This window comes from Nonomuraea sp. NPDC052634 (genome assembly GCF_040678535.1).
Lineage (GTDB): Bacteria > Actinomycetota > Actinomycetes > Streptosporangiales > Streptosporangiaceae > Nonomuraea > Nonomuraea fastidiosa.
Genome location: NZ_JBFATY010000006.1, coordinates 384,448 through 410,919, shown reverse-complemented (window position 1 = coordinate 410,919; position 26,472 = coordinate 384,448). Strand labels below are relative to the sequence as shown.

Here is a 26,472-nt window from a genome sequence, read left to right as displayed (position 1 = left end):
CATGATCGGCGAGTCGATGTACCAGGAGCTGATCCTGGAGCACTACAAGCACCCGCAGGGGCGGGGGCTGCGCGAGCCGTACGACGCCGAGGTTCACCACGTGAACCCGACGTGCGGCGACGAGATCACGCTCAGGGTCAAGGTGGGCGACGCCGGCAAGATCCTCGACGTCTCCTACGAGGGTCAGGGCTGCTCGATCAGCCAGGCCGCCGCCTCGGTGCTGCACGAGCTGGCCACCGGCTCGACGGTCGACGAGACGCTGTCCGTGGTCGACGAGTTCACCCGGCTGATGCAGGGCAGGGGGCAGGTGGAGGCCGACGAGGAGATCCTCGGCGACGCGGTCGCGTTCGCGGGCGTGGCCAAGTTCCCGGCGCGCGTTAAATGCGCGTTGCTTTCTTGGATGGCCTATAAGGATGCGGTTGTGAGGAGCGCTGCCCAATGAGCAAGCCAGTGGAGACGCCGACCGATTTCGACGGTGAGACGAGTTCCGAAGAGGTCATGGAGGCACTCAAGGACGTCGTCGACCCCGAGCTCGGCATCAACGTCGTCGACCTCGGCCTGGTCTACGGGCTCAACCTCGACCCCGGTGAGAACGGCGGCAAGCCCGTGGCCACCATCGACATGACCCTGACCAGCGCCGCCTGCCCGCTGACCGACGTCATCGAGGACCAGGCGCACTCCGCACTCGACGGCATGGTCTCCGACGTGAAGATCAACTGGGTCTGGCTGCCGCCATGGGGCCCGGACAAGATCACGGACGAGGGGCGCGAGCAGCTTCGTATGCTAGGCTTCAACGTCTGACCTTTTCCGCTGTCACGGCTGGCGTAAATCGTCAGCCGTTTCAGCGTGTTCGGCGCATTTTCCGGAAAGTCCGGACGCGCGCCGGGGGAATATCCGATAACATCCCCGGCGTTGGTAACAGATGTACCTGACGTCTCATTGCGCGTAACGCACCGCCTGCGGCCGGTGCCAGGTGCGTCTCCCCCTTTTTCTTCCCGCCCCCATGACGGCGGGTGCCCTTACCCTGTGCGGCCCCGCCGCATGCCTTGGCTCGTCCTTTCGCAGAAGTGACGTGCCACTTCGACGGAAAGGCACGACTTTCGTGACCATGCTTGACGCTGTCATGCCCACGCTCGACGACACCTCGTCAGAGCCGGGCCCGTCCGAGTTCGAGCTGCTCGGCCTGCCGAAGCCGCTCGTCTCCGGACTGGCCAGACTGGGCTTCGACAGCCCGTTCCCCATCCAGAGGGCGACGATCCCCGACGTGCTCGCCGGCCACGACGTGCTCGGCCGCGGGCAGACCGGATCCGGAAAGACGCTCGCCTTCGGCCTGCCCACCATGGCCCGCATCGCCGGCGTGAAGCCCGCCCCAGGGCGGCCCCGCGCGATGATCCTCGTCCCCACCCGCGAGCTCGCACTCCAGGTGCACGACGCCCTCGAACCCCTCGGCCGCGGCCTCGGCCTGCGCATGAAGGTGGTCGTCGGCGGCATGTCCATGGGCAAGCAGATCGAGGCGCTGCGGCGCGGCGTCGACCTCGTCATCGCCACCCCCGGCCGGCTCGGCGACCTCATCAGGCAGGGCGAGTGCTCGCTCGCCGACATCGAGGTCAGCGTCCTCGACGAGGCCGACCACATGTGCGACCTCGGCTTCTTCCCCGTCGTCACCGAGCTGCTCGCGCAGACCCCGGCCGACGGGCAGCGGCTGCTGTTCTCCGCCACGCTCGACGGCGACGTCGACAAGCTGGTGCAGCGCTTCCTGAAGGACCCCATCACCCACTCCGTGGCGCCCGCGACCTCGCCGGTCGACACCATGGAGCACCACGTCATGCAGGTGACGCGGGACGACAAGTTCGACGTCACGGCCGAGATCGCCAACCGCGAGGGCCGTACGATCATCTTCGTCCGCACCCAGCACGGCGTCGACCGGCTGTGCAAGCAGCTCGCCAGGGTCGGCGTCAAGGCCGGCGGACTGCACGGCGGCAAGCGCCAGAACCAGCGCACCCGCATCCTGTCGGAGTTCCGCGAGGGCGCCATCAACGTGCTGGTCTGCACCGACGTCGCCGCGCGCGGCATCCACGTCGACAACATCAGCCTGGTGCTGCACGTCGACCCGCCGCAGGACCACAAGAGCTACCTGCACCGGGGCGGCCGCACGGCGCGCGCCGGCGAGAAGGGCACCGTGGTCACGCTGGTGCTGCCCAACGAGCGCCGCTCGACCGAGGCGCTCACCCGCCGGGCCGGTATCCACCCGTTCCGGCTCAAGGCCACGCCGGGCCACCCCAGGGTCGCCGAGGTGACCGGGGCGCGCGCGCCGAGCGGCGAGGCCATCCCCGTGTGGGAGCCCGACGTCCGCAAGCCGCTGCGCCCGCGTCGCGACGGCGGCACCTCCGAGCGCCGTGGCCGCAGGCGCCGCGACTTCGACGGTGAGCGCCGCCCGCGCCGCGACTTCGACGGTGAGCGCCGCCCGCGCCGCCACGAGGACGGCGAGGAGCGGCGGCCGCGCCGCGAGTTCGACGGCGAGCGCAGGCCGCGCCGCGAGTTCGACGGTGAACGCCGTCCGCGCCGGCACGACGACGGCGCCCGCGCGTTCGACGACCGGCGTCCGCGCCGCCACGAGGAGGGCGAGCGGCCCTTCAGCGCGCCGTCCGGCGAGGGCCGCCCGCACCGCCACGGTGAGGGCGAGCGGCCGTTCGGGCGCTCGCAGGAGCCGAGGACGTTCGGCGACGACCGCCGCCGCGAGGGACGCGGCCGGGGCGGCCACCGCTCCGACGACCGCCCGCTGCGCTCGGACGAGCGCGGCCCCCGCCACGGCTCCGACCGCGGCCGTCCGTACTCGGGTGACCGCGACCGCGGCTACCGTTCCGACGACCGCCCTGCGGGTCACCGCTCCGGGCGCTCGGACGAGCGCGGCCGCCGGAGCTCCGGCCGCCGCTACGAGCGCTGACCGGCCGCTCGGACACTCGTCTCAGTGAGTGCCGACCGGCCGCTCGGGCGCATATTCGCTCCGCGAGCGCTGACCGGTCGCTAGGTTCGCGCTCGCACCGCGAGCGCTGACCGTCGCCTGAGCTGAACACGGAACCGCCCGCCGCACCCCCGAGATGCGGCGGGCGGTTCGCGTTTCCAGGTCAGCCCCTCAGCCCGCTGAGCGCGATGCCGCGGACGAAGTACCGCTGGAAGAACAGGAAGAACAGGAAGAACACGGTCGTCGGCAGCGAGGCGAGCAGCCCGCCCGCCATGATGGCGCCCTGGTGGTCGGGTCCGGCGTAGTAGGAGTCGAGCCGGGCCGGCGCGACCGGCAGGTTGGCCATCTCGTCGCTGCACGATGATGAGCGGCCACGGGGAGTTGTTCCACTCGGCGAGCACGATGAAGATCGACATCGCCGCGCGGCGGTGGCCGGCCGGCGCGGTGCGGGGCCGTTCCGGCGCGGCCTGGGCGAGCGTGTCCACCGGGGCGGCCATCACAACTCCTTCAACGCGCGGCCAGGCGAAGGTGAGGAACGCGAGCAGATCGCGCTGCCCGCAGCCGTCGTTCGTCGTCGCGTCAAGGACGTCCGATCTCTCGCCCGCTTGATGGGCGGATCTCTGCACTTAAACGGTAAGTGGCAACTTTTGTCATGAAAGTTTCACGTGGCCGCTTGAGCTACATCGATGACCAGTTGACGTGCTGCTTTGGCACATTACGGTTTCGGACGCCTGGCTTTTCCGGTTCATCCATGTGGGGAGGCGCGAAAGCAGCCATCCGATGTGTACGCTGACGCTGCCCGTACATGAACTGTTGATGACGCTCGTCTCGCGTGGCGGACGCAGGGCGGCGTCACCCCGTGACGCAGACTAGGCTTAACAGGCACGCCAGCCGACCGACGAGAGAGACCATGAAGACCTTCGAAGAGCTGTTCGCCGAGCTGTCAGAGAAGGCCAGGACCCGGCCCGCGGGCTCGGGCACCGTGGCCGCGCTCGACGCCGGCGTCCATGCCATCGGCAAGAAGGTCGTCGAGGAGGCCGCCGAGAGCTGGATGGCGGCCGAATACGAGTCAGACGACAGGGCAGCGGAGGAGATCTCGCAACTCCTCTACCACGTGCAGGTGCTCATGATCGCCCGGGGCATCGGCCTCGACCAGGTCTACAAGCATCTCTAGGGCGCTCCGGCGCCCGGCCACCGAGGAGAGACAGCGAGAGCGAGACACGTAAGGACCTGACATGCTGCGCCTGGCAGTACCGAACAAGGGCGCGCTCAGCGAGGGCGCCCAGAGCATGCTCAAAGAGGCCGGCTACCGGCCCCGCAGGGACAGCAAGGAGCTCGTCGTCGTCGACGAGGCCAACGGCTGCGAACTGTTCTTCCTGCGGCCCAGGGACATCGCCGTCTACGTCGGCGAGGGCACCCTCGACGTCGGCATCACCGGCCGCGACATGCTGATCGACTCCGGCGCGCCGGTCGAGGAGATCATGCCGCTCGGCTTCGGCAACTCGACCTTCCGGCTGGCCGCCCCGGCCGGCGCGATGTCCTCGGTCGCCGACCTCGACGGCCGCCGCATCGCCACGGCCTACCCCGGCCTGCTCGACAAATACCTGTCCGACCAGGGCGTCGACGCGCGCGTGATCAAGCTCGACGGTGCCGTCGAGACCGCCATAAGGCTCGGCGTGGCCGACGCCATCGCCGACGTCGTCGAGACCGGCACCACGCTGCGCAACGTCGGCCTCGAAGTCTTCGGCGAGCCGATCATGCGCTCGGAGGCGGTGCTCATCAAGCGGCAGGGCGCGGGGGAGACGCCGGGCGAAGGCCAGCTCGTCCGCCGCTTCCAGGGCGTCGTGCACGCCCGCGACTTCGTCATGATGGACTACGACATCCGCGCCGAGCGCATCGAAGAGGCCATCGCGCTCACCCCGGGCATGGAGGGGCCGACGGTCTCGCCGCTGCACCGCGAGGGCTGGGTCGCCGTGCGGGCCATGGTCCGCCGCCAGGGGCACCAGCAGGTGATGGACCAGCTCTGGGACATCGGGGCGCGCGCCATCCTGGTCACCGACATCTACGCCTGCCGGCTGTGAGCCTCGGGGCGCGCCCGGCCGGTCATGGGGCGGGCGCGCCCGTCTGACCCCGGGCGCGCCGGCCCGCCTGGTCTCGGGCCGCGCCTTTCTGGTCCTGGCCGCGCCGTCCGGTTGATTACGGGGGCGCCGGCCCGCCTGGTCCCGGGCGTGCCGCCCGTCTTGGTTCCCCGTACGGTGCGTCCGTACTGACAAATGTCATGGCGAAGGCCGGAGGGAACGCACTGCCGCCGCCCACCGGCCCGCACCTAGCGTTCACGTCATGAACGCCATCGTGTTCGACCACGTCAGCAAGCACTACGGGGACGTGCTCGCCGTCGACGACCTGTCGCTGTCCGTCGCGCCCGGCTCGACGGTCGCGCTGCTCGGCCCCAACGGGGCCGGCAAGTCCACCTCCATCAACCTGCTGCTCGGCCTCCTGCAGCCCACCAAGGGCACGGTGGCCGTGCACGGGCGCACCCCCGCCGAGGCGGTCAGGGCCGGGGAGATGGGCGCCATGCTCCAGCACGGCGCGCTCATCCCCGAGCTGACCGTCAAGGAGCTCGTCGACTGCGTCCGCCGCCTCTACCCCCGCCCCCTGGCCCTGGACGAGGTCCTGGAGCTGGCCGACCTGACCGGCCTGGCCGGGCGGCGGGCGGACAAGCTGTCCGGCGGGCAGGCGCAGCGGGTCAGGTTCGCCCTGGCCATCGCGGGGGCGCCGAAGATCCTGCTGCTCGACGAGCCCACCGCCGCCATGGACGTCGAGTCCAGGCTGCGCTTCTGGGCGGGCATGCACGACTACGCGGCGGGCGGGCGTACCGTCGTCTTCGCCACCCACTACCTGGAGGAGGCCGACGAGCACTCCGACCGGGTGATCGTCATCGCGCGGGGCCGGCTGGCCGCCGACGGCACCGCCGCCGAGATCAAGGCCGCCGCCGGCGGCAGCGCCGTCAGCTTCGACCTCGGCGCCCAGCCCACGGCCGGGCTCGACCGGCTGCCCGGCGTCCGCGCCGTCGAGGTCGTCGCCGGCACGGCCACCCTGCACACCTCCGACCCCGACGCCACCCTCGACGCGCTCTACCGCGGCACCACCCTCGACGTGCGCGGCCTCCGGCTCACCGGGGCCGGCCTCGAAGCCGCGTTCCTCCAGCTGACCAGGGAGTCCTGATGCTCGCCTTCGCCAAGATCGACATTCTGCGCATGCTGCGGAACCGGCGCTACCTCGTGTTCGTGGTGACCTTTCCCGTGCTGCTGTACGCGATCAACGCCAACATCTACGGCCAGGACACCTCCCCGGACGGTGTCGGCTACAGCGTCGTGCTCATGGTGTCGATGGCCGCCTACGGGGCGCTGGCGGCGTCCATGATGAGCTCCGCCGTGCCGCTGGCCAGCGAGCGGCAGTCCGGCTGGCTGCGCCAGCTCCAGATCACCCCGCTGCCCGGCTCCGCCGTCATCGCCGTCAAGCTCGTCACCGCGATGACCCTCGTGCTGCCGTCGCTGGCGCTGGTCAGCCTGGTCGCGATCGTGCAGCAGGGCGTGTCGCTGCCGCCGGGCAGATGGGCGGCGCTGCTGGTGGCGCTGTGGCTGGGCGTGGCGCCGTTCGTGGCGCTCGGACTGGCCATCGGCTCGGCGCTGACCGCCGACGCCGCCCAGCCGGTCGCCATGATCTGCATGTTCGCCCTGGCCATCGCGGGCGGCCTGTGGTTCCCGCCCGAGGTCTTCGGCGCGACCATGAAGGCCGTGGCCGAGCTGACGCCCTCCTACCACTACGCCGGGCTCGGCTGGAGCCTCGCCGCGGGACACGGCCTGGCCATGGCGGACGTGCTGGCCGTCGCCGGGTGGACGGTCGTGCTGGGCGGGCTGGCGGCCTTCCTCTACCGGCGGGCTACGGTACGTGCATGAGCTTCGCCGACCGGATCAGCTTCGGTGGCCCCGACGAGAGCGGGAGGCCCGCCAGGAGACTGGTGGGCGTCTCCATCGGGATGGTCTACCTCCTCTTCCCGGTCACCGACATCGTGACCGGCGCCTTCACCGGAGCCAAGGCCGTCTGGGCGGCGCTGTTGCTGGTGGCGTACATCGGCGCCTACATCGCCACCGTCGTCAGCCCGCCGAACATGGTCAAGGCGGGCCGCTTCACCTACCCGCTGCTCGCGCTGGTCACCCTGCTCGGCGTGACCGGCGCGCTCGCCTTCGGCGGGTCCTGGCTGTCGCTGCCGGTCTACACCGTCGTCCTGTACGCCTTCGTGCTGCGGCCCGCCCACGCCCTGGCCGGCATGGCGCTCAGCCTGCTCGTCGTCATCGGCGGCGGCGTCCTGCACCGCGACGACTGGGACACCCTCGCCGTGCTCTCCATCCAGGTGGTGACGCTCGGCGTGCTGTTCATCAGCGTCCGCAACACCCGCGCGCTGAGCCACCAGCTCCGCATCGCCCAGGACGAGGTGGCCAGGCTCGCCGTCACCGAGGAACGCCTGCGCATCGCCCGCGACCTGCACGACCTGCTCGGCCACAGCCTGTCGCTGATCGTGCTCAAGAGCGAGCTGGCCGGGCGGCTGGCCGAGGAGTCGCCCCGGGTGCGCCAGGAGATCGCCGACATCGAGTCCGTCGCCAGGAAGGCGCTGACCGAGGTGCGCGAGGCGGTCGCCGGCTACCGGCAGCGCAGCCTGGCCGAGGAGCTCGACAGTGCCCGCGCGGTGCTGGCCGCCGCCGGGGTCGCCGCCGAGGTGCGCGTCACCGGGGGACCGCCGCCCGCCGCGCTCGACGAGCTGTTCGGGTGGAGCGTGCGCGAGGGCGTCACCAACGTCGTACGCCACGCGCACGCCACACGGTGCGAGATCACGGTGACCGTCGAGGGTGACACTGCCATGCTGGAGATCGTGGACGACGGAGACGGCGGCGACGGGCCGTACGAGCTGGGCAACGGCCTGCGCGGGCTGACCGAACGGGTGACCGGCGCCGGCGGCACGGTCACCGCCGGTCCCGACGGACACGGGCACGGGCACCGGCTCAGGGTGCGGGTGCCCGCAGTGGAGTACGCATGATCACGGCGCCGGCGCCTGCGGTGGAGTACGCATGATCAGGGTGATGCTGGCCGAGGACCAGGCCATGGTGCGCGGGGCGCTGGCCTCCCTGCTGGGCCTCGAAAGCGACATCGAGGTCGTCGGCGAGGCCGCCGACGGCGACGAGGCGCTCGCCGTCGCCGCCGCCACCCGGCCCGACGTGGCGCTGCTCGACATCGAGATGCCCGGCACCGGCGGGCTCGCCGCCTGCCGGAACATCGTCCGCGACGTGCCGGGATGCCGGGTGATGATCCTCACCACCTTCGGCCGTCCCGGCTACCTGCGCACCGCCATGGAGGCGGGGGCGGTGGCCTTCCTCGTCAAGGACAGCCCGGCCAGGGAGCTGGCGGCGGCCATCCGGCGGGTGCACGCGGGGGAGCGGGTCATCGACCCCGCCCTTGCGGCCGCCGCGCTGAGCGCCGGTCCCAACCCGCTGTCGGGGCGCGAGCGCGACGTGCTCGCGGCGGCGGCCGACGGATCCACGATCGGGGACATCGCGGCGCGGCTGCACCTGTCCGAGGGCACCGTGCGCAACTACCTGTCGTCGGCCATCCAGAAGACGCACGCACGCAACCGCATCGAGGCGGTGCAGCGGGCCAAGGCGCAGGGCTGGGTCTGACCCGGCCTCGTGCGCGCCCGGTCAGGCCCGGGCCGTGACCTGCCTGATCAGATCAGCGACGCGGACGATGCCGAGGCAGCGGTTCAGCTCGTCGGTGACCACCAGGTCGTCGTCGACGCGGGCCGCGTCCCGGCCGGCGGCCTGCATGGCGGCGATGGCGGGGGTCGTGCGGGGCACCGTACGCGGCGGGTCGGCCAGGCGGCGGGCCGGCTTCGTGCTGTGCAGGGCATGGCCGTAACGGGCCGCCAGCGACAGCAGGAACCGGCTGCGGTCCAGGCTGCCCGTCGGCCGCTGGAACTCGTCCACCAGGATCACGCTCGTGACCGTCGGCTCCTGGCCGAAGGCCGCCACCGCCTCCTCCGCCTTGGCGTCGGCGGGCAGCGTCACGGCGGGCAGCAGCAGCTCCTGCACGCGGGGGCCGAGCATGGCCGATTCCGGCGGCTCGTCGGCCACCGGCAGCGGCACCCGTACCTTGCCGTCGGGGCCGCGCCCGCCATCAGGTCCAGGCCCGGGCTCGCGATGCCGACGTCCGCGAAGCCCAGCAGGTAGCCGATCGTCCGCAGCCCGTCGATGCCCACCTTCAGCAGCGGGCGGTCCTGCTCGCCGCAGGTGCCCGTGAGCAGCAGTATCGCCTCGCGCGGGTGCCGTCCGGCCCGCCGCAGCGCCTCGTGCAGCGGGGCCAGCGCGCCCGCGCCCGACAGCACCACCCTGATCGGCAGCTCCAGCACCATGGGCAGCGGTGTGGCGCGCAGGACGCCCGAGGGGTCCACGACGGCGGGATGCGCGATGACGGCCCCGGTGTCGAGATCCACCAAGGGGCTGGCGAGCAGGGCGGACACGTAAGGAGATGGTGCTCCTGAGACGGCTGCCATCAGAAGGGCCGCAAGGGAGAATTCACCGGCATTTCGGTGAGGGTTCCCGGTTTCGGGGCAACCCTCGCCGTTCCGCCCCCTCCCCGCGCCCGGCCCCGGCCCTCACCCCGTCGCGCCCCGGGCTCCGGGCCGCCGCGGACGACGACCGCCGCGCCGCCGTTCACCGTGATCGGCTGGAACGCGGAGTCCCGGACGGCGAACGCCGCCACGCGCCTCGCCACGTTCCGCGGCCCGCGGATCCGGGCGGTCGCGGCGGGCCTGGTGTCACCGTCGTCGGCGTGGAAGGTGATCTCGGGATGCGGCAGAGCGAGCAGGGTGCCGAGATCGCCGTCGCGGGGGCGTCAGGCCCTCCAGGACGATGCGCAGTGCCAGGCTGACCGGCTCGGCGAGGAGCGCCTGATCCTCAGGCTCCACGGCGTCGGCCGGCCGGAGACGCGGCCATTCGAAGCGGGCTACCACGTCGCCCCCGGCTTCTGCGCCGCGAGCCCGCTGGCCGCCGTGTGGCTGCCGCTGCGGGCGTTCCGGGGGACGGCCGGCGGTAGGCGGGCGGCGGGGCGGCGGAGTTCGGTAGGGTTCGCCGCATGGGCGGGCGTCCGGCGAAGGGCGGCGGCCGGTGGGTCTGCGTGCCGCCGGAGCGCCTGCATCCGTGGATCGACGGGTTCGCCGGGCGCCACGGCCCCTTCTCGGCGTCCGGCGACGAGCGGGTGGTGCGGCTGGTGGCCGGCGACGGGGCGGTGGCCGAGCTGCACGTGCCCTTTCCGCCCATGACGCCGCCGGGCCCGCCGCACGTCACCCGGCTGGTCACGCACGCGCGGGCGGCGCGGCGGGTGGGGGTGTTCCTGGTACGGCTCGGCGGCTACGCGGCCGGGGTGTTCCACGGGACGGAACTGGTGGCGTCGAAGGTGGGCTCGCGGCTGGTGCAGGGGCGCACGGCGGCCGGCGGCTGGTCGCAGCAGCGCTACGCCAGGCGGCGGGCGAACCAGGCGGCGCGGGTGTTCGAGGACGCGGTGGCGACGGCCGTACGGGTGCTGACGCCGCACCTGGGCGACCTGGACGCGGTGGTGCTCGGCGGGGACCGGCGCGCCGTGGACGCCCTGCGGCAGGACCGCCGCCTCGCCCCGCTGCTCGCGCTGGAGCGCGAGCCGTTCCTCACGGTGCCCGACCCGCGGCTGGTGGTGCTGCGGGAGACGCCCGCACAGTTCAGAGCGGTACGGATCCGGGTCGTCGATCCGGCGTGAGCCCTCGACGGGGGCGGGCCCGAGCCTCCGATCGGATCCGCGTGAGCCCCCGGCGGGGCCGGCCCGAGCCTCCGATCGGGTCCGGTGGGAGCTGCGAGCCCGACCGGCGCCGATCAACCCATGTGCCGTTCGTTCAGGAGAAGGCGTCCTTGTGGTCGGTCAGGAAGGCGGACAGGGGGCGGGGCGGGCGGCCGGTCAGGTCCTCCACCGTCGTCGTGGTCGAAGCCCAGCGGCCGTCGCCGATCTCGGCCATGAGGGCCGCCAGCTCGGCGGCCTGCGGGCGCGGCATGCCGCGGCGTTCGAGGTGGGCGGTCATCTCGGGGACGGGCAGATCCACGTAGCGGGCGGGGCGGCCGAGCACGCGGCCGATCTCCTCGGCGATCCGGTCGTGCGGCAGCGACTCGGGTCCGGTCAGTACGTGATCGCCGCTGGGCCCGGCGGGGCCGGTCAGCAGGGCGGCGGCCGCGGCGGCGATGTCGCGGGCGTCGATGTAGTTGACGGGGGCGGTGCCGTACGAGCCGTACATGACGCCGCCCGCGAAGTCGTGCGGCAGGTTCTGCATGAAGCCGGTCGGCTGCAGGATCGCGTACGGCACGCCGGAGGCCCGCAGGTGGGCGTCCACGACGCCGTGCAGGCCGGTGGCGAGCCTGCCACCGGGAGCGGCGCCGCGTACCGACACCGTGACGATCTGCGCGACCCCGGCGCGCGCCGCCTGGTCGATGACGGCGCGGTGGGCGTCCGCGAAACCGGGCCAGATCGAGCTGTTGAGGAAGAGCCGGTCGCCGGGGGAGAGCAGCGCGCCGATCGTCTCGGGGCGCTCGAGGTCGGCGATCCGGTGCGGGATGCCGAGGTCGCCGGCGGGACGGCGGACGGCGGCCAGGGCGTCGCGGCCGCGCAGCAGTGCGGCGAGTTCGCGGCCGATGGAGCCGGTGGCGCCGGTCACCACGATCATGAGCGTACCTCCATAAGCGGACAGTAAGGTTCCGGTTAGCCGGACGGTACACTAGACGGAATCGGATCGTCCACTTAGGAGCCGGGACGTGCGTGCGGACGCCAGGCGAAACCTCACCAAGATCGTCGCAGCCGCGGCGGAGGCCATCGCCGAACGCGGGGTCAACGTTCCCATGGAGGTCATCGCGCGGCGCGCGGGCGTCGGCGTCGGCACCCTCTACCGCCGCTTCCCCGACCGCAACGCGCTGATCGCGGCCATCGGCGAGCACTACGTCCACACGATGACCGAGGCGCTCGACGACGCCGCGGCCGAGAGCGACGCGTGGAGCGCCATCCGGAGCTTCGTCTCCTGGGCCGCCGAGCCGGGCCGCACCGCGCTGTCCACGGCGCTCGCCGAGCTGCCGGACGAGGTGGTCGTGGGGCGGGCCGAGTTCGCGCGGGCGCGGCAGGAGTGGGTCGAGCGGCTCGACCGGCTCGTACGCCAGGCGCAGGCCGACGGCTCCATGCGCGAGGACGTCGGCACGGACGACCTCGTCCACCTCCTCAACGTCTTCACCTGCCACCCCGACCGGCTCCCCGCGCCGGTGGCCGCCGATCCGGGGCGGTATCTGCGGTTGATGCTGGACGGCATGAGCGCCGAAGTCGCGACCTCGCTCACATAGTGCGCAGCAGGCTCTTGAGACGATTCAATAGTTTGCCGCTATGATGAGCCGAGTTCTCGGTGGACCGCGCTAAGCGGCACACCGTACGACATCGGGTCACGCCTCTCGCCGGTGCGCCGTGTCCGGCGCGCACCCAGGGCGGCGCTCCCGCACCTTCAGCAGCACGGCCTCGTGAGGATCGATGGCGACCACGAACATCAAAGAGGTCGCGCAGCTGGCGCGCGTCTCGGTCGGCACGGTGAGCAATGTGCTCAACCGTCCCGAGATCGTGTCTCCGGCCACCCGCGAACGCGTCTTCGAAGCGATCAAGAAACTGGGGTTCGTCCGCAACGAGGTGGCTCGCCACCTGCGGGCGGGCCGCAGCCGCACGGTCGGTCTCGTCGTGCTCGACGTCGCCAACCCGTTCTTCGTGGACGTGGCCACGGGCGCCGAAGCCGTCGCCGACGACCACGACACCATGGTGGTGCTCTGCAACAGCGCCGGAGACCCCGGCCGCGAGCGCCGCCACCTCGACCAGCTCGAACAGCAGCGGGTGATGGGCATCCTCATCACCCCGGTCGAGGCCGAGACCCCCTGGCTCGAGGAGCTCGTCGCCCGCGGCACCCCCGTCGTGCTGGTCGACAGCCCCGCCACGGGGTTGCAGTGCTCGGTGGCCGTGGACGACCGGCTCGGCGGCCAGATCGCCGGCGCGCACCTCATCGAACGCGGACACCGCCGCATCGTCTTCGTCGGCGGGCCGCCGAGCATCAAACAGGTGGCCGACCGGCAGGCCGGCGTGACCAGCGCCGTCGCCGCCTCAGGGGGCGCCGTCGAGCTGCTCACCGCCACCGCGCCCGCGCTCACCGTGGCCGAAGGACGGGCCATCGGCGAACGCGTCGCCGCCCTGCCGCCCGCCGAGCGGCCGACCGCCGCCTTCTGCGCGAACGACATGATGGCGCTCGGGTTTTTGCAGGCCATGGCCTCGCACGGGCTGCGGGTGCCCGCCGACATGGCCATCATCGGCTACGACGACATCGACTTCGCCGCCGCCGCGGCGGTGCCGCTGTCGTCGGTGCGGCAGCCTCGCGAGCTGCTCGGCCGTACGGCCATCGACCTGCTGCTCGAGGAGGTGAGCGACCCCGAGCAGCACCGCCACCGCCAGGTCATCTTCCAGCCCGACCTGGTCGTCCGCGACTCCAGCGCCCCATACCGCTCCTCCTGACCCGGCTTGTTCCGCTTGGGCGCTGACCCGGCTGGCTCCTGGCCCGGCTTGTGTCGCTTTGAGCTGCCGGAGCGCCGTGAGCCACCGCGTGGGGCTCGCGCGCCCTCGTCCGTACCCGCTGGTGACGGCGCGGTCGGTCGCTCCGGTGCGGGCGCTACCGCACGCTCCCGGCGGCCGTGTCGTGGCCGCTCACGGCGGTGCGGGTGCTACCGCGGCGCTCATGCCTGTCGTGTCGTGTCCGGTGGCACTGGTGTGGGTGCTCTCGCCCGCTCACGCCGGTCGTGACCGGTCGGACGGCTGCGGGGTGTCCTCGCCCGGCTCCTGCCGCTGCGTCGTGGCTGGTCACAGCGGTCCGGGTGTCGCAGTGCGGGGCAGGGCGGCCGGTGCCTGGTGTCGCGCCTGAACGTTTGCGCTTTGCCGTGGTGGCGCGATACCCGCCTGGGGCCCGCCTACCTGCCCGCCGGCCTGCCCGCTCGCTCGCCCGCCGGCCTGCCCGATCGCCCGCGCGCCTGACTGTGCGCAGGCCTGCCTGCGCGGCCGGATGCGCCGTCCCACCCCCAAGCCGGGTGTGCCGTTTGGGGTGGTCTGGTGTTTCTTGAGGGAAAAGTCGCTGGATGCGTGGCCTGTCCGGGGGTCTTCCCTGTACGTTGCTGGTGAGCCTCTCGGAACCAACGATTTGGTCTCGGGGGCCCGGCCGGAAGGGGGTTCTCGCTGGTCGGGCGGCCGGGGCGAGGCCGGGCGGCGAAATCTCCGTCGTCCGCATCATTGACTTTGAGTCGATTCAACACTACTTTCGCACCAACCGCCGTTCACTACCTTGTAACTGGGCAGGAACCACGGTGCAACACTCCACCCCCGCATTCGTGCACGTGCCACGAGAAGGTGGTGCCGGATGAATCATCCCGCCATGTCGATCAGGATCCAAGCTGCCTGCTCAGAGGTCATCTGGGTGGTCCAGCTCAACCTGATGTGGCTCGTCTTCACCCTCGCGGGAGGCGTGATACTCGGGCTCGGGCCCGCCACTGTGGCCGCGTACACGCTGGCCCGGCGGCACGCCAGGAATGAATCGTTTCAGGCGTGGGGCGAATTCTGGACCGCCTACCGGCGGGAGTTCGTCCGCGGCTCGCTGCTCGTCCTGCCGCCGGTGGTGCTCGGCACCGTACTGGTCGGCAACTACCTGTACTTCTCCGTGCTCGGCCAGGACGCGGGCGGGCTGCGGATCGCGACGTTCGTGGCGCTGCTGGCGCTGGCGGCCGTCGGGTCCTACATCGGCCCGCTCTACACGCACTACGAGCTGCCGCTGTGGGCGTACATCCCGAAGGCGTCGCTGCTCGCGCTGACCCGGCCGGCCTCCACCGTGCTGCTGATGTTCACGCTCTGGGCGATCGTCTACGCGACGTCGGAGATGCCCGTCCTGGCGCCACTGGTCAGCATCGGTGCGTGGATCTCTGTCAACACCTGGCTCTGCCTGCGCTTCTTTGAGGAGAACGAGGCGCGCCTGCATTCGGAAGGAAACCCATGAGCGCATCCCGTAGTCGCTTCCTCGCCGGAGCGTTAGCGCTGACAACCGCCCTGGTGGCCTCCGCGTGCTCCGGCACCGGCGCCGGCGGCGACTCAGGCCAGGCGGACGACAACACGATCACGTTCATGACGCAGCTGTTCGGCACCGCGCCCGACCCTCAGGGCGAGCTGCACCAGGCGATCGAGAAGTTCCTCGGCAAGAAGATCAAGGTCACCTGGGTGCCGAACGCCGAGTACCAGGAGAAGGTCAACGTCACCCTGGCCTCGGACAACATCCCCGACGTCATGGTGGTGGACCCGAAGTCGCCCGCGTTCGGCAAGGCGGCCGAGGCCGGGGCGTTCTGGGACCTCACCGACAAGATCAAGAAGTACCCGAATCTCGTCGGTGACGAACAGGTCCTGCTGAACTCCTCGATCAACGGCAAGATCTACGGCATCTACCGGATCAGGCCGCAGCTCCGCTCGGCCATCCAGATCCGGAAGGACTGGCTGAAGAAGGTCGGCCTGGAGCCGCCGAAGACGACCGACGACCTCTACAAGATCGCCAAGGCGTTCACCGAGGACGACCCGGACGGCAACGGCAAGGACGACACCTACGGCCTCATCATCCCGAAGTGGCCGGGCACGGTGTTCGCCGCCTCCAGCCCGTTCAACGCGATCGACGTGTGGTTCGGCGCGCCGAACAACTGGGGCGTCCGCGACGGCAAGATGGTGCCGGAGTTCGACACGCCCGAGTTCTTCGAGGCGCAGCGCTACATCAAGAAGATGATCGACGAGGGCCTGGTCAACCCCGACTGGAACACCCTCGACACCGCCAAGTGGAACGACCCGTTCGTCCAGGGCAAGGGCGGCATCATCATCGACGTCGACGTGCGCACCACGCAGCTGCTCGACCTGTTCAGGGAGCAGGACCCGAAGAACTACGGCGACAAGGTTCTGACGGTCGGCAACCTGGCCAGGCCCGACGGCAAGAAGTTCTCGCTGCCGTTCACCGGTTACAAGGACGTGCTCGCCATCTCCAAGCAGCGCATCCGCACCGAGGAGCAGCTGGACGACCTGCTGGCCACGCTCAACAAGCTGGCAAGCAAGGAAGGCCAGGTGCTGCTGGCCAACGGCATCGAGGGCCGCAACTTCAAGGTCGAGGACGGCGTGGCCGTGCTCATCAACCAGGACGACCCGAAGGTCAAGCAGCTCCAGGACGACGTCGACAAGGCGTTCATCCAGCTCGGCACGCGGGCCAGCACCGGTACGGGCGGCGTCGCGTACGAGCGGGTGCCTCCGGAGGAGCCGTACCGCAAGGACCTGGAGGAGCGCAAGAAGCGGGTCGAGGAGGACCTGAAGACGGCCGTGTGGGACGTCAGCGCTCCGGTGGTCTCGCCGACGGCGGTGGCCAAGGGCGCGACGCTCAACCCGATCGTCACCGACGCGCGGGTCAAGTACCTCGCGGGTCAGATCACGGAAGAGCAGCTGAAGGCCGAGATCAAGCGCTGGTATGACAGCGGCGGCCGGCAGATCGCCCAAGAGATCCAGGACCTGGTCTCCAAGCTCGGCCAGTGACGCAAGCAGGGAGGGGCCCGTCCGGGCCCCTCCCATGGAAAGGAGGCCGAGTGGCCACCGACCTGGCGACGCCACCGGTCAAGACGGTCACGTCGCACGGGCGCAAGCCCGGTAAGGCCCGCAATCTGTGGCGCTTCCGATGGCTGTACCTCATGCTCGTTCCCGGGCTGGTGTACTTCATCGTCTTCAAGTACGTGCCCATGCGCGGCCTGCAGATCGCCTTCCAGGACTTCGTGCCGTTCCTGGGCTACAACGGCAGCGAGTGGGTGGGCTTCAAGCACTTCGTGGACCTGTTCACGGGGCCCGACTTCGGCCGGCTGATGTACAACACGCTGGTCCTGGCGCTGCTGAACATCATCTTCGTCTTCCCCGCGCCGATCATCGTCGCGCTGATGCTGAACGAGCTGCGGATCAACATACTCAAGCGCTCGGTCCAGTCGCTGATCTACATCCCGCACTTCCTGTCGTGGACGATCGTCGCGTCGCTGACGTACATCCTGTTCTCGGTCGACTACGGCGTGCTGGCCGGGTGGATCCACGACATCGTCGGCGGGCCCAAGGTCGACTACGTGGCGCAGCCCGAGTGGTTCAGGCCGGTCATCGTCCTGCAGACGCTGTGGAAGACCACCGGGTGGTCCACGATCATCTACCTGGCGGCACTGGCGGGCGTGAACCACGACCTGTACGAGGCGGCGCGGATGGACGGCGCCGGCCGCTGGCGCCAGCTCTGGCACGTCACGCTGCCCGCGATCCGCCCGACGATCGTCGTCATGGCCATCCTCATGTCCGGCAACCTGCTCGACATGAGCTTCGAGCAGATCTGGCTCATGACCAACAGCCTCAACCGCGCCACCGCCGACGTCTTCGACACCTTCGTCTACTACGTGGGCATCAACCAGGGCGCGTTCAGCTACGCCACGGCCGTCGGCCTGTTCAAGGGCGTGGCGGGAGTCCTGCTGATCTTCGGTTCCAACTGGCTGGCCAAGCGCCTCGGCCAGCGGGGTCTGTTCTAGGAGCGCCGCATGTCCGTCAACCAGTACCGCTCCGTGGGCAGCCGGATCTTCGACACGATCAACATCATCGTGCTGATCGGGCTGGGCCTGATCACGCTTCTGCCGCTGCTGTACGTCCTCGCGGGCTCGTTCGCCTCGGAGTCGGAGATCGCCTCGCGGTCGTTCTTCCTGTGGCCGCACAAGTTCGTCACCAGCACCTACGAGTACATCTTCGCCACCGATGTGTTCATCAGGGCGCTGCTGACCACGGTCGGGGTGACGGCCGTCGGCACGGTCATCCAGCTCATGCTGACGCTGACCATGGCGTACCCGCTGGCCAAGCGCTACCTGCCGGGCCGGACGCTGGCGCTCAACATGGTCATCTTCACGGTGGTGTTCAGCGGCGGGATCATCCCGACGTACCTGGTGGTGCGCGACCTGGGGCTGCTCAACAGCTACTGGGCGCTGATCCTGCCGCTCGCGATCAACCCGTTCTACCTGCTCATCGTCAAGAGCTTCTTCCAGGAACTGCCCGAGGCGCTGGAGGAGGCGGCCCGCATCGACGGCTGCACGGAGATGGGCGTCTTCTTCAAGATCGTGCTGCCGCTGTCGAAGCCGATCATCGCGACGTTCTCGCTGTTCTACGCCGTGGGCATCTGGAACGACTACATGTCGCCGCTGCTCTACATCGACGACAGCAGCAAGTGGACGCTCCAGGTGCTGGTGCGCCAGCTCACCGGCGCGGACGCGCAGAACGCGCTGTCGGCCCTGGAGACGGTGTTCTTCCCGACGCAGGGGCTGAAGTTCGCCGTCGTGGTCATCGCCACGCTGCCGATCCTGTGCTTCTACCCGTTCCTGCAGAAGCACTTCGTCAAGGGCGTCCTCATCGGGTCGGTCAAGGAATAACGCGAACACATCGTGAAGGAGAGGTACATGGCCGAGCTGCGCTGGCTGGATCGGCCCGCCGAGCAGGGGACGACCTGGGGCGTGCCGTGGCCGCGCGGCGCGGTCGAGCGCGGCACGCCGTTCGCGCTGGCCGACGCCGAAGGACGGCAGGTGCCGGTGCAGAGCTGGGTGACCGCGACCTGGCCGGACGGCTCGGTCAAGTGGTCGGCGCACGCGATCGGGGCGGGACCGCACGCGGAGGCGTACCGGCTGGAGCCGGGACGCGAACCGGCCGCCACGCAGACGCCCGTCACGGTCGCCCGCGAGCGCGGCGAGCTGGTGGTGAGCACCGGCGTCATCACCTGGCACATCGGCGGCGGCACGCTGGCCAAGTCGGTCCGGCGCGCGGGCCGTGAGATCGCCAGGGACGTGCGCCTGGTCAGCCTGCGCCAGCGCGAGCCCGCACCCGACGAGGGCGGGCACGTGGTGCGCGAGCGGGCGGCCGGCGTCGTCGAGAGCGTCGCCGTGGAGCAGGAGGGCCCGGTGCGCGCGGTGGTGCGGCTGGAGGGCAGGCACGGCGACTGGCTGCCGTTCACCGTGCGCCTGTACTTCTACGCCGGGGCCGAGCACGTACGGGTGATGCACACCTTCATCTGGGACGGCGACCCCGAGCACGACTTCCTCGCCGGGCTGGGGCTGCGCGCCGACGTGGTCATGCGCGACGAGCCGCACGACCGGCACATCCGCCTGGCCGGGGAGACCGGCTTCCTCACCGAGGCGGTACGCGGGCTCACCGGCCTGCGCATCGACCCCGGCGAATCGCCCCGCCGCAACCAGATCGAGGGCCGCCCCGCGGGACCGCTCGCCGAAGGGGTGGCCTCCCGGCTCCACCTCATCCCCACCTGGAGCGACTACACGCTCGACCAGACCTCGGCCGACGGCTACACGCTGCGCAAGCGCACCAAGGACGGCCACGCCTGGGTGACGATCCCGTCGGGCACCCGCTCGGCCGGATACGGCTACGTCGGCGGGACGAGCGGCGGCCTCGGCTTCGGGCTGCGCGACTTCTGGCGCCTGCACCCCACCCGCCTCGACATCAGGAACGCCGCCACCGGCCTCGCCACCGCCACCGTCTGGCTCTGGTCGCCCTCGGCCCCGGCCATGGACCTGCGCTTCTACCACGACGGCATGGGCCAGGACACCTTCGCCGAGCAGCTCGAAGGGCTGGAGATCACCTACGAGGACTACGAGCCGGGATACGGGGACCCGCGGGGCATCGCGCGTACGCACGAGCTGAGCCTGCGCTTCCACGAGACCACGCCGAGCGCGCAGGAGCTGGCCGGGCACGCCGCCGCGATGAACGAGCCGGGCCTGCTGGTCGCGAGCCCCGAGCGGGTGCATGAGGCGGGTGTGTTCGGCGTCTGGTCGCTGCCCGACCGCTCGACCCCGGCCCGCGCCGACATCGAGGACCGGCTGGACTTCCTGTTCGACCACTACGTACGGGAACGCGAGCAGCGCCGCTGGTACGGCTTCTGGGACTACGGCGACGTCATGCACACCTACGACGGCGACCGGCACACCTGGCGCTACGACGTGGGCGGCTACGCCTGGGACAACTCCGAGCTCTCGCCCGACCTGTGGCTCTGGCTGCAGTATCTGCGCACCGGCAGGGCCGACGTCTTCCGCTTCGCCGAGGCCATGACCCGCCACACCGGCGAGGTGGACGTCTACCACCTGGGCCGGTGGAAGGGACTGGGCAGCCGGCACAACGTGCAGCACTGGGGGTGCAGCTGCAAGCAGGTGCGCATCTCCAACGCCGCCTACCGGCGCTTCTACTACTACCTGACCGCCGACGAGCGCACCGGCGACCTGATGGACGAGCTGAGCGCGCCCGAGGAGACGTTCCTCGCCATCGACCCGCTGCGCAAGGTGCGCGACGACGTCTACACGCCCGACCCGTCGGCGCTGTCGGTCGGGCTCGGCACCGACTGGGGTGCGCTGGCCGCCGCCTGGCTCACCCGCTGGGAGCGGCACGGCGACGAGCGGGCCCGCGACCGGCTGCTCGGCACGATGGCCGACATCGCCGCGATGCCGCGCCGCTTCCTGACCGGCGAGGGCCGGCTCGACCTGGAGACCGGCCGCTTCGACACCTCACGCGACCGGATCTCCGTCTCGCACCTGTCGTCGCTGTTCGGGCTGCCGGAGATCTGCGCCGAGCTGATCGGGCTCGGCCTGGACGTGCCCGGCTTCGAGGAGGCCTGGCTGGAGTACTGCCGCCTCTACCTGGCCACGCCCGAGCAGCAGAAGGCCGAGGTGGGCGTGGCGCTGAGCGGGATCTCGCTGATCCAGGCGCACAGCAGGCTCACCGCGTACGCGGCGGCGCGCACCGGCGACGCCGGGCTCGCGGCCTGGGCCTGGCACAAGTTCTTCACCGGCGAGGGCGACCAGCTCAACCGCAACCCGCTGCAGGAGCAGGACGAGTGGGAGCTCACCACGGTGGACGGCCCCGAAGTGCCGCACGCGGTGCGCGAGGCGGCCTACGTCAGCACCAACAGCGCGGCGCAGTACGGCCTTGCGGCCATTCACAATCTGGCCCTGATAGGGGAGCACCTGCCGGAGAAATAGCGAAGGTGGAGCCCCTGCTCGGGGCTCTACACTGATCGGTATGCATGCTCCCGATTGACCGGCGTTCCACGCCCAATCCTCGTTTCCTAGCTCGGGAGTGTCCGGTCACATGATCATTGCCAATGATATCGAGCTGCGCGCGGGCGCGCGCCTGCTCATCGAAAAAGCCTCGTTCCGCGTCAACCCGGGTGACAAGATCGGTCTCGTCGGCCGCAACGGCGCCGGTAAGACCACGCTCACCAAGGTGCTGGCGGGCGAGGCCCTGCCCGCGGCCGGCACGGTCACCCGCGCCGGCAGCGTGGGATATCTCCCTCAGGACCCGCGCACCGGCGACCTTCAGGTGCTGGCGCGCGACCGCATTCTGTCGGCGCGCGGGCTCGACGAGGTCTTCCGCGAGCTGCGCGAGGCGGAGCTGGCCATGTCCTCCGCCGACGACCGCACCCGGGAGAAGGCCGTGCGCCGTTACGGCCGGCTCGAAGATCAAATGCACGTGCTGGGCGGTTATGCGGCCGAGTCGGAGGCGGCCTCCATCGCCTCCAGCCTCGGTCTGCCCGACCGGGTGCTCGGCCAGCCGCTGCAAACGCTTTCCGGCGGCCAGCGCCGCCGGGTGGAATTGGCGCGAATTCTTTTCAGCGGGGCTGAAACTCTCCTTCTTGACGAGCCGACAAACCACCTAGATGCCGACTCAATCGGGTGGCTTCGTGATTTTTTGCGCAGCCATCAAGGCGGCTTGGTGATCATCAGCCACGACGTCGGGCTTCTTGAAGCGACGGTCAACAAGGTCCTGCACCTCGACGCCAACCGGGCCACGATCGATCACTACAACGTCGGCTGGAAGGCGTACCTCGCCCAGCGCGAGACCGACGAGAAGCGCAGGAAGCGCGAGCGCGCCAACGCCGAGAAACAAGCCGGAGCGCTGCTCGCGCAGGCCGACAAGATGCGCGCCAAGGCCACCAAGGCCAAGGCCGCCCAGGACATGATGCGCCGCGCGCACCGCCTGCTCGCCGGCACCGAGGAGGAGCGCAAGAGTGACAAGGTGGCGCGGCTGCGCTTCCCCGATCCGCAGCCGTGCGGGCGCACTCCGCTGATGGCGCGCGGGCTGTCGAAGTCGTACGGGTCGCTGGAGGTCTTCACCGACGTCGATGTGGCCATCGACCGAGGTCACAGGGTCGTCATCCTCGGTCTGAACGGCGCCGGCAAGACCACGCTGCTGCGCCTGCTGGCCGGTCTGGAAAAGCCCGACACCGGCGAGATCGTGGCGGGACACGGGCTCAAGATCGGTTATTACGCCCAGGAACACGAGACTCTTGACGCCGACCGTACGCTATTGGAGAACATGCGATCGGCCGGCGGCGGCGACTTCACCGACACCGAGTTGCGCAAGGTGCTCGGCTCGTTCCTGTTCACCGGAGACGACGTCGACAAGCCCGCGGGAGTCTTGTCCGGTGGCGAGAAGACCCGTCTCGCACTTGCGATCTTGGTGCTCTCCAGCGCTAATGTTCTTCTTCTCGACGAGCCTACGAACAACCTTGATCCTGTCAGCCGAGAGCAGGTTCTCAATGCTCTGAGGTCGTATTCAGGAGCTATCGTCCTAGTGACGCACGACGAGGGTGCCGTTGACGCCCTGTCACCGGATAGGGTGATCTTGCTACCGGACGGAACTGAAGACGCATGGAGCGACGAATTTTCCGATCTTGTGGCACTCGCCTGATCTTAATTTGAGTGGGTACGGATCTTTTCCCGTGGAGTAGGTAGCCGATCCCGCTGAAATGACTGATCATGGCGGAGTAACGCTGCGGAAGTCCGGCACTACAGGAGGTACTCGTGGCCGAGACACTGAAGAAGGGCACCCGGGTCACCGGGGCCGACCGGGAAAAACTGGCCGGCGATCTCAAGAAGCGCTACGCCGCGGGTGAGAGCATCCGCGCCCTGGCCGCTTCGACCGGTCGGTCCTACGGGTTCATCCACCGCATCCTGAGCGAGTCCGGTGTGACTCTGCGCGGGCGCGGCGGTGCGACCCGGGGCAAGTCCAAGCGCTGACCGGCGTCTCGGAACGTGCGACCGCAGCCGCTCGTCCCAAGCAGGCCGGCGTCGCGCCCGAGCCAGAACCATATTCTGTAGGCTCGGGCGCGACGGTCAGCACTCCTGACATTCCGGAAGCGGAGGGAGCGGGCGATGGCGGAAGCGCAGGCGCAACAGCGCGGGGGGATCGCGGACGACGGCTTCGCCGAGGCGGAGAGCGGAGTCCGCTACGAGGTGGACGGTGAGATAGCGACGATCACGCTGGCCCGGCCGGAAAAGCGCAACGCGCAGACGTTCGCGACATGGTCGGCCCTGGCTCGCATCGGCGAGAGCCTGCCCGAGCAGGTCCGCGTCGTCGTCGTGAAAGGTGAGGGACCGTCCTTCTCGGCAGGTATCGACCTGCGAATGTTCACATCTGAGGGGGTGCCAGGACAGGGCTCCTTCAGTACGGCGGCCAAGATCGGCGACGCCGGCTTCGAGCAGCGCATCAGACAGGCCCAAGCGGGGTTCCTGTGGCTGCGCCGCCCGGAGATCGTCTCCATCGCGGCGGTTCAGGGGCACGCGATCGGCGCGGGGTTCCAGCTCGCGCTCTCCTGCGACCTCCGCATCGTGGCCGAGGATGTCGCGTTCTGCATGAAAGAGCCCGCACTGGGCCTGGTGCCCGACCTGACCGGGACGAAGCCCCTGGTCGAGCTGGTCGGCCTGGCCAAGGCCATCGACATCTGCCTGACCGCCAGGACCGTGCACGCCGACGAGGCCATGCGCATCGGCCTCGCGGAGCAAGTGGTCGCCCGTGGCGACCTGGAGCAAGCGGTAAGTGACAAGGTCGCTGCGCTGCTGTCCGTCAACAGGGACGCGGCCGTGGCGACCAAGCGGCTCCTCCAGGGGGCGCGGCAACGCACCTTGGAGGAGCAGAGTGTGGCCGAGGGCATCGAACAGGCCGCACGGATCAAGGCGCTCTTCGGCTGATCCGGCTCGGGGGCCGGGCGAGGTCGTGATCCGATCGGGGCGGATCGTGACCCGAGGGTGTTCCGGCTGATTCGGGGATCAGTGGCGGCTGAGCCGGAGATCAGGAGCCGTCCCGCTGACGTGCGCCGCTCGGCGGGACGGCGGCGCCGCGGCGCGCTCTGAGGCATCGTGACGCGCGTTGAGCGGCGGGGGTGCCCCATGGGTCCAGGCGGGCCCTCACAGGCTCTCAGCGGCGCGTTCAGCGGCGATCAGCACCGGTTCAGGGTGACGCGTCCGGGTTTGGGGCTGCCCGTGCCGGGGTTTGAGGCGTGGGTTTCGCGGTGAGCTGATCGGGGAATCTCCCCGCGCCGCCCGAGCGCTGTCTCCGGCGGAGGAAGGGAATGCCGGATGGCGATGATGGGCGGCGGCTTCGGGCCGCACGTATGGGCGTCACTGCGACGCGACGGCTCGGTCCTGCAGCAGCGGCTGCGACCCGGCACCGTGCGGCGCATCGCGCGCTACGCCCGCCCCTACACCCGGCAGATCATCGCGTTCCTGCTGCTCGTGGTGGCCGGCGCGGTGATCGTGGTGGCCAACCCGCTGCTGATGAAGGCCATCATCGACGACGGCATCCTGCTCAAGCGCACCGGCGTGGTGATCGGCCTCGCCGTGGCGATCGCCGCGCTCGCGCTGGTCGACGCCGGGCTGACGCTGGTGCAGCGGTGGTTCTCCGCCCGCATCGGCGAGGGCCTCATCTACGACCTGCGCACCGAGGTGTTCGACCACGTCCAGCGCATGCCGGTGGCGTTCTTCATGCGCGCGCAGACCGGCGCGCTGGTCAGCCGGCTCAACACCGACGTGATCGGCGCTCAGCGGGCGCTCACCAGCACGTTGTCGTCGGTCGTCTCCAACGTCGTCAGCCTGGTCCTGGTGCTCGGCGCGATGCTGGCGCTGTCGTGGCAGGTGACGCTGGTCGCCCTGGTGCTGCTGCCGATCTTCATCGTGCCCGCGAAATACGTCGGCCGCCGCATGTCGGCGCTGACCCGCGAGCAGATGCAGCTCGACGCCGAGATGAGCTCGGTCACCACCGAGCGCTTCAACGTCGCGGGCGCGATGGTCGCCAAGCTCTACGGCCGCCCCGAGGACGACGCCGCCATGTTCGGCGCCCGCGCCGCGCGGGTGCGCGACGTCGGCGTGACCGTCGCGATGTACGGCACCGTCTTCCGCGTCGCGCTCGGCCTCATCGCCGCCCTGGCCACGGCCATGGTCTACGGCATCGGCGGCGTACTGTCCGTCTCGGGCGCGTTCGAGCTCGGCACCCTCGTCGCGCTGGCCGCGCTGCTCATGCGCCTGTACGGCCCGCTCACCTCGCTGTCCAACGTCCACGTCGACGTGATGACCGCGCTGGTCAGCTTCGACCGCGTCTTCGAGATCCTCGACCTGAAGCCCATGGTGGCCGAGCGGCCCGGCGCGGTGCCGGTGCCGGAAGGGCCGGTCACGATCGAGTTCGACGACGTGCACTTCCGCTACCCGGCCGCTGAGGAGGTCTCGCTGGCCTCGCTGGAGTCGGTGGCCAGGCAGGACACCGGTCCTTCGCACCCGGTGCTCAAGGGCGTGTCGTTCACCGCCGAGCCGGGCAGGCTCGTCGCGCTCGTCGGCCCGAGCGGCGCCGGCAAGACCACGATCACATCGCTGGTGTCCCGGCTCTACGACGTCGACCAGGGCGCGGTGCGCATCAACGGCCTCGACGTGCGCGACGCCACGCTGGCCTCCCTGCGCGACACCGTGGGCGTGGTCATGCAGGACCCTCACCTCTTCCACGACACGATCGCGGCCAACCTCCGCTACGCCAGGCCGGGGGCGAGCGAAGAGGAGATGTGGGAGGCGCTGCGGGCGGCGCAGATCGCCGACCTGGTCGCCGGCCTGCCCGAAGGGCTGGAGACCGTGGTGGGCGATCGCGGCTACCGGCTGTCGGGCGGCGAGAAGCAGCGGCTCGCGCTGGCCAGGCTGCTGCTCAAGGCGCCACGGGTGGTCGTGCTCGACGAGGCCACCGCCCACCTCGACTCCGAGTCGGAGGCGGCGGTGCAGGTGGCGCTCAAGACCGCCCTGGAGGGCCGCACCTCGCTGGTGATCGCGCACCGGCTCTCCACGATCAGGGAGGCCGACGAGATCCTCGTCGTCCAGGACGGCCGCATCGCCGAGCGGGGGCGGCACGAGGAGCTGCTGGCCCGCGGCGGGCTGTACGCCGAGCTGTACCGCACGCAGTTCAGCTCGTCGGACGGCAGCCCGGCCACCACCTGACCC

The 26,472-nt window shown here is 70.5% G+C and carries 25 protein-coding genes; 21 read left to right on the top strand and 4 right to left on the bottom strand.

The genetic code is table 11. The features are described from left to right. Window position 1: 1 nt before the first annotated feature. From sufU to AB0K67_RS27095, 3 genes are all read left to right on the top strand, one after another. Window positions 2-442: a Fe-S cluster assembly sulfur transfer protein SufU gene (gene sufU / locus AB0K67_RS27105; RefSeq protein WP_364065710.1), complete on the top strand. Its 441-nt coding sequence runs from the start codon at window positions 2-4 to the stop codon at window positions 440-442. Continuing rightward, window positions 439-801, top strand: coding sequence for a metal-sulfur cluster assembly factor (locus AB0K67_RS27100; protein ID WP_364065707.1), 363 nt, complete (start codon window positions 439-441; stop codon window positions 799-801). The genes sufU and AB0K67_RS27100 overlap by 4 nt, the downstream gene beginning before the upstream one ends. A 307-nt stretch (window positions 802-1,108) precedes the next feature. Continuing rightward, the gene (locus tag AB0K67_RS27095; RefSeq protein WP_364065704.1) at window positions 1,109-2,944 is read left to right on the top strand and encodes a DEAD/DEAH box helicase; all 1,836 of its coding nucleotides are present in this window, start codon (window positions 1,109-1,111) and stop codon (window positions 2,942-2,944) included. A 181-nt stretch (window positions 2,945-3,125) separates the two neighbouring features. Here AB0K67_RS27095 and AB0K67_RS27090 read toward each other — a convergent pair whose 3' ends face one another. Then, a complete protein-coding gene (locus AB0K67_RS27090; RefSeq protein WP_364065701.1) occupies window positions 3,126-3,308 on the bottom strand; it encodes a hypothetical protein in 183 nt (60 codons plus the stop codon). A gap of 564 nt (window positions 3,309-3,872) precedes the next feature. On the opposite strand from AB0K67_RS27090, the gene AB0K67_RS27085 reads away from it, so the two are divergent. The 6 genes from AB0K67_RS27085 (at window position 3,873) to AB0K67_RS27060 (ending at window position 8,694) form a co-directional block, all read left to right on the top strand. Continuing rightward, window positions 3,873-4,136 (top strand): phosphoribosyl-ATP diphosphatase, encoded by a 264-nt coding sequence (locus AB0K67_RS27085; RefSeq protein WP_345386086.1) that lies wholly within the window; start codon window positions 3,873-3,875, stop codon window positions 4,134-4,136. Between the two features lie 61 nt (window positions 4,137-4,197). After that, window positions 4,198-5,043, top strand: a complete 846-nt coding sequence (hisG, locus tag AB0K67_RS27080; RefSeq protein WP_364065698.1) for an ATP phosphoribosyltransferase — start codon at window positions 4,198-4,200, stop codon at window positions 5,041-5,043. A 259-nt stretch (window positions 5,044-5,302) separates the two neighbouring features. Beyond that, on the top strand, window positions 5,303-6,187 hold the full coding sequence (locus AB0K67_RS27075) for an ABC transporter ATP-binding protein (RefSeq protein WP_364065695.1): 885 nt from the start codon (window positions 5,303-5,305) through the stop codon (window positions 6,185-6,187). Beyond that, window positions 6,187-6,921, top strand: coding sequence for an ABC transporter permease (locus AB0K67_RS27070; RefSeq protein ID WP_364065692.1), 735 nt, complete (start codon window positions 6,187-6,189; stop codon window positions 6,919-6,921). Before AB0K67_RS27075 ends, AB0K67_RS27070 begins: the two co-directional genes overlap by 1 nt. Continuing rightward, window positions 6,918-8,057 carry a histidine kinase gene (locus AB0K67_RS27065; RefSeq protein WP_364065689.1) on the top strand — a complete coding sequence of 380 codons (1,140 nt, stop codon included), beginning with the start codon at window positions 6,918-6,920 and terminating at the stop codon, window positions 8,055-8,057. Before AB0K67_RS27070 ends, AB0K67_RS27065 begins: the two co-directional genes overlap by 4 nt. 31 nt (window positions 8,058-8,088) lie before the next feature. Beyond that, window positions 8,089-8,694 carry a response regulator transcription factor gene (locus AB0K67_RS27060; protein WP_364065686.1) on the top strand — a complete coding sequence of 202 codons (606 nt, stop codon included), beginning with the start codon at window positions 8,089-8,091 and terminating at the stop codon, window positions 8,692-8,694. Between the two features lie 21 nt (window positions 8,695-8,715). Here AB0K67_RS27060 and AB0K67_RS27055 read toward each other — a convergent pair whose 3' ends face one another. Continuing rightward, window positions 8,716-9,105 (bottom strand): hypothetical protein, encoded by a 390-nt coding sequence (locus AB0K67_RS27055; protein ID WP_364065683.1) that lies wholly within the window; start codon window positions 9,103-9,105, stop codon window positions 8,716-8,718. Next, window positions 9,078-9,533: a hypothetical protein gene (locus AB0K67_RS27050; protein WP_364065680.1), complete on the bottom strand. Its 456-nt coding sequence runs from the start codon at window positions 9,531-9,533 to the stop codon at window positions 9,078-9,080. Before AB0K67_RS27050 ends, AB0K67_RS27055 begins: the two co-directional genes overlap by 28 nt. A 614-nt stretch (window positions 9,534-10,147) precedes the next feature. Between AB0K67_RS27050 and AB0K67_RS27045 the strand changes: the two genes are divergently transcribed. After that, window positions 10,148-10,804, top strand: coding sequence for an acVLRF1 family peptidyl-tRNA hydrolase (locus tag AB0K67_RS27045; RefSeq protein WP_364065677.1), 657 nt, complete (start codon window positions 10,148-10,150; stop codon window positions 10,802-10,804). 133 nt (window positions 10,805-10,937) lie between these two features. Here AB0K67_RS27045 and AB0K67_RS27040 read toward each other — a convergent pair whose 3' ends face one another. After that, a complete protein-coding gene (locus AB0K67_RS27040; protein WP_364065674.1) occupies window positions 10,938-11,756 on the bottom strand; it encodes an NAD(P)H-binding protein in 819 nt (272 codons plus the stop codon). 88 nt (window positions 11,757-11,844) lie between these two features. Here AB0K67_RS27040 and AB0K67_RS27035 point away from each other — a divergent pair, with 88 nt between their 5' ends. The 11 genes from AB0K67_RS27035 to AB0K67_RS26985 all read left to right on the top strand — a co-directional run bounded on the left by AB0K67_RS27035 (window position 11,845) and on the right by AB0K67_RS26985 (window position 26,469). Beyond that, a complete protein-coding gene (locus AB0K67_RS27035; protein ID WP_364065671.1) occupies window positions 11,845-12,417 on the top strand; it encodes a TetR/AcrR family transcriptional regulator in 573 nt (190 codons plus the stop codon). Window positions 12,418-12,598: 181 nt separating this feature from the next. Beyond that, the gene (locus AB0K67_RS27030) at window positions 12,599-13,618 is read left to right on the top strand and encodes a LacI family DNA-binding transcriptional regulator (protein WP_364065669.1); all 1,020 of its coding nucleotides are present in this window, start codon (window positions 12,599-12,601) and stop codon (window positions 13,616-13,618) included. Window positions 13,619-14,510: 892 nt separating this feature from the next. Continuing rightward, window positions 14,511-15,140 carry a DUF624 domain-containing protein gene (locus tag AB0K67_RS27025; RefSeq protein WP_364065667.1) on the top strand — a complete coding sequence of 210 codons (630 nt, stop codon included), beginning with the start codon at window positions 14,511-14,513 and terminating at the stop codon, window positions 15,138-15,140. Beyond that, complete coding sequence (locus tag AB0K67_RS27020) at window positions 15,137-16,696, top strand: extracellular solute-binding protein (protein ID WP_364065666.1); 1,560 nt, start codon at window positions 15,137-15,139, stop codon at window positions 16,694-16,696. The genes AB0K67_RS27025 and AB0K67_RS27020 overlap by 4 nt, the downstream gene beginning before the upstream one ends. A gap of 50 nt (window positions 16,697-16,746) precedes the next feature. Then, window positions 16,747-17,709 (top strand): ABC transporter permease subunit, encoded by a 963-nt coding sequence (locus AB0K67_RS27015; protein WP_364065664.1) that lies wholly within the window; start codon window positions 16,747-16,749, stop codon window positions 17,707-17,709. A gap of 9 nt (window positions 17,710-17,718) precedes the next feature. Beyond that, on the top strand, window positions 17,719-18,594 hold the full coding sequence (locus AB0K67_RS27010; protein WP_364065661.1) for a carbohydrate ABC transporter permease: 876 nt from the start codon (window positions 17,719-17,721) through the stop codon (window positions 18,592-18,594). Between the two features lie 27 nt (window positions 18,595-18,621). Next, window positions 18,622-21,198, top strand: a complete 2,577-nt coding sequence (locus tag AB0K67_RS27005) for a Tat pathway signal sequence domain protein (RefSeq protein ID WP_364065658.1) — start codon at window positions 18,622-18,624, stop codon at window positions 21,196-21,198. Window positions 21,199-21,307: 109 nt separating this feature from the next. Continuing rightward, the gene (locus AB0K67_RS27000) at window positions 21,308-22,909 is read left to right on the top strand and encodes an ABC-F family ATP-binding cassette domain-containing protein (protein ID WP_364065655.1); all 1,602 of its coding nucleotides are present in this window, start codon (window positions 21,308-21,310) and stop codon (window positions 22,907-22,909) included. Between the two features lie 113 nt (window positions 22,910-23,022). Next, the gene (locus AB0K67_RS26995) at window positions 23,023-23,238 is read left to right on the top strand and encodes a helix-turn-helix domain-containing protein (protein WP_020547488.1); all 216 of its coding nucleotides are present in this window, start codon (window positions 23,023-23,025) and stop codon (window positions 23,236-23,238) included. A 135-nt stretch (window positions 23,239-23,373) separates the two neighbouring features. Then, entirely contained in the window at window positions 23,374-24,189 is an 816-nt protein-coding gene (locus AB0K67_RS26990) for an enoyl-CoA hydratase/isomerase family protein (protein ID WP_364065652.1), read from the top strand. Between the two features lie 387 nt (window positions 24,190-24,576). Beyond that, entirely contained in the window at window positions 24,577-26,469 is a 1,893-nt protein-coding gene (locus AB0K67_RS26985; protein WP_364065649.1) for an ABC transporter ATP-binding protein, read from the top strand. Window positions 26,470-26,472: the final 3 nt, after the last annotated feature.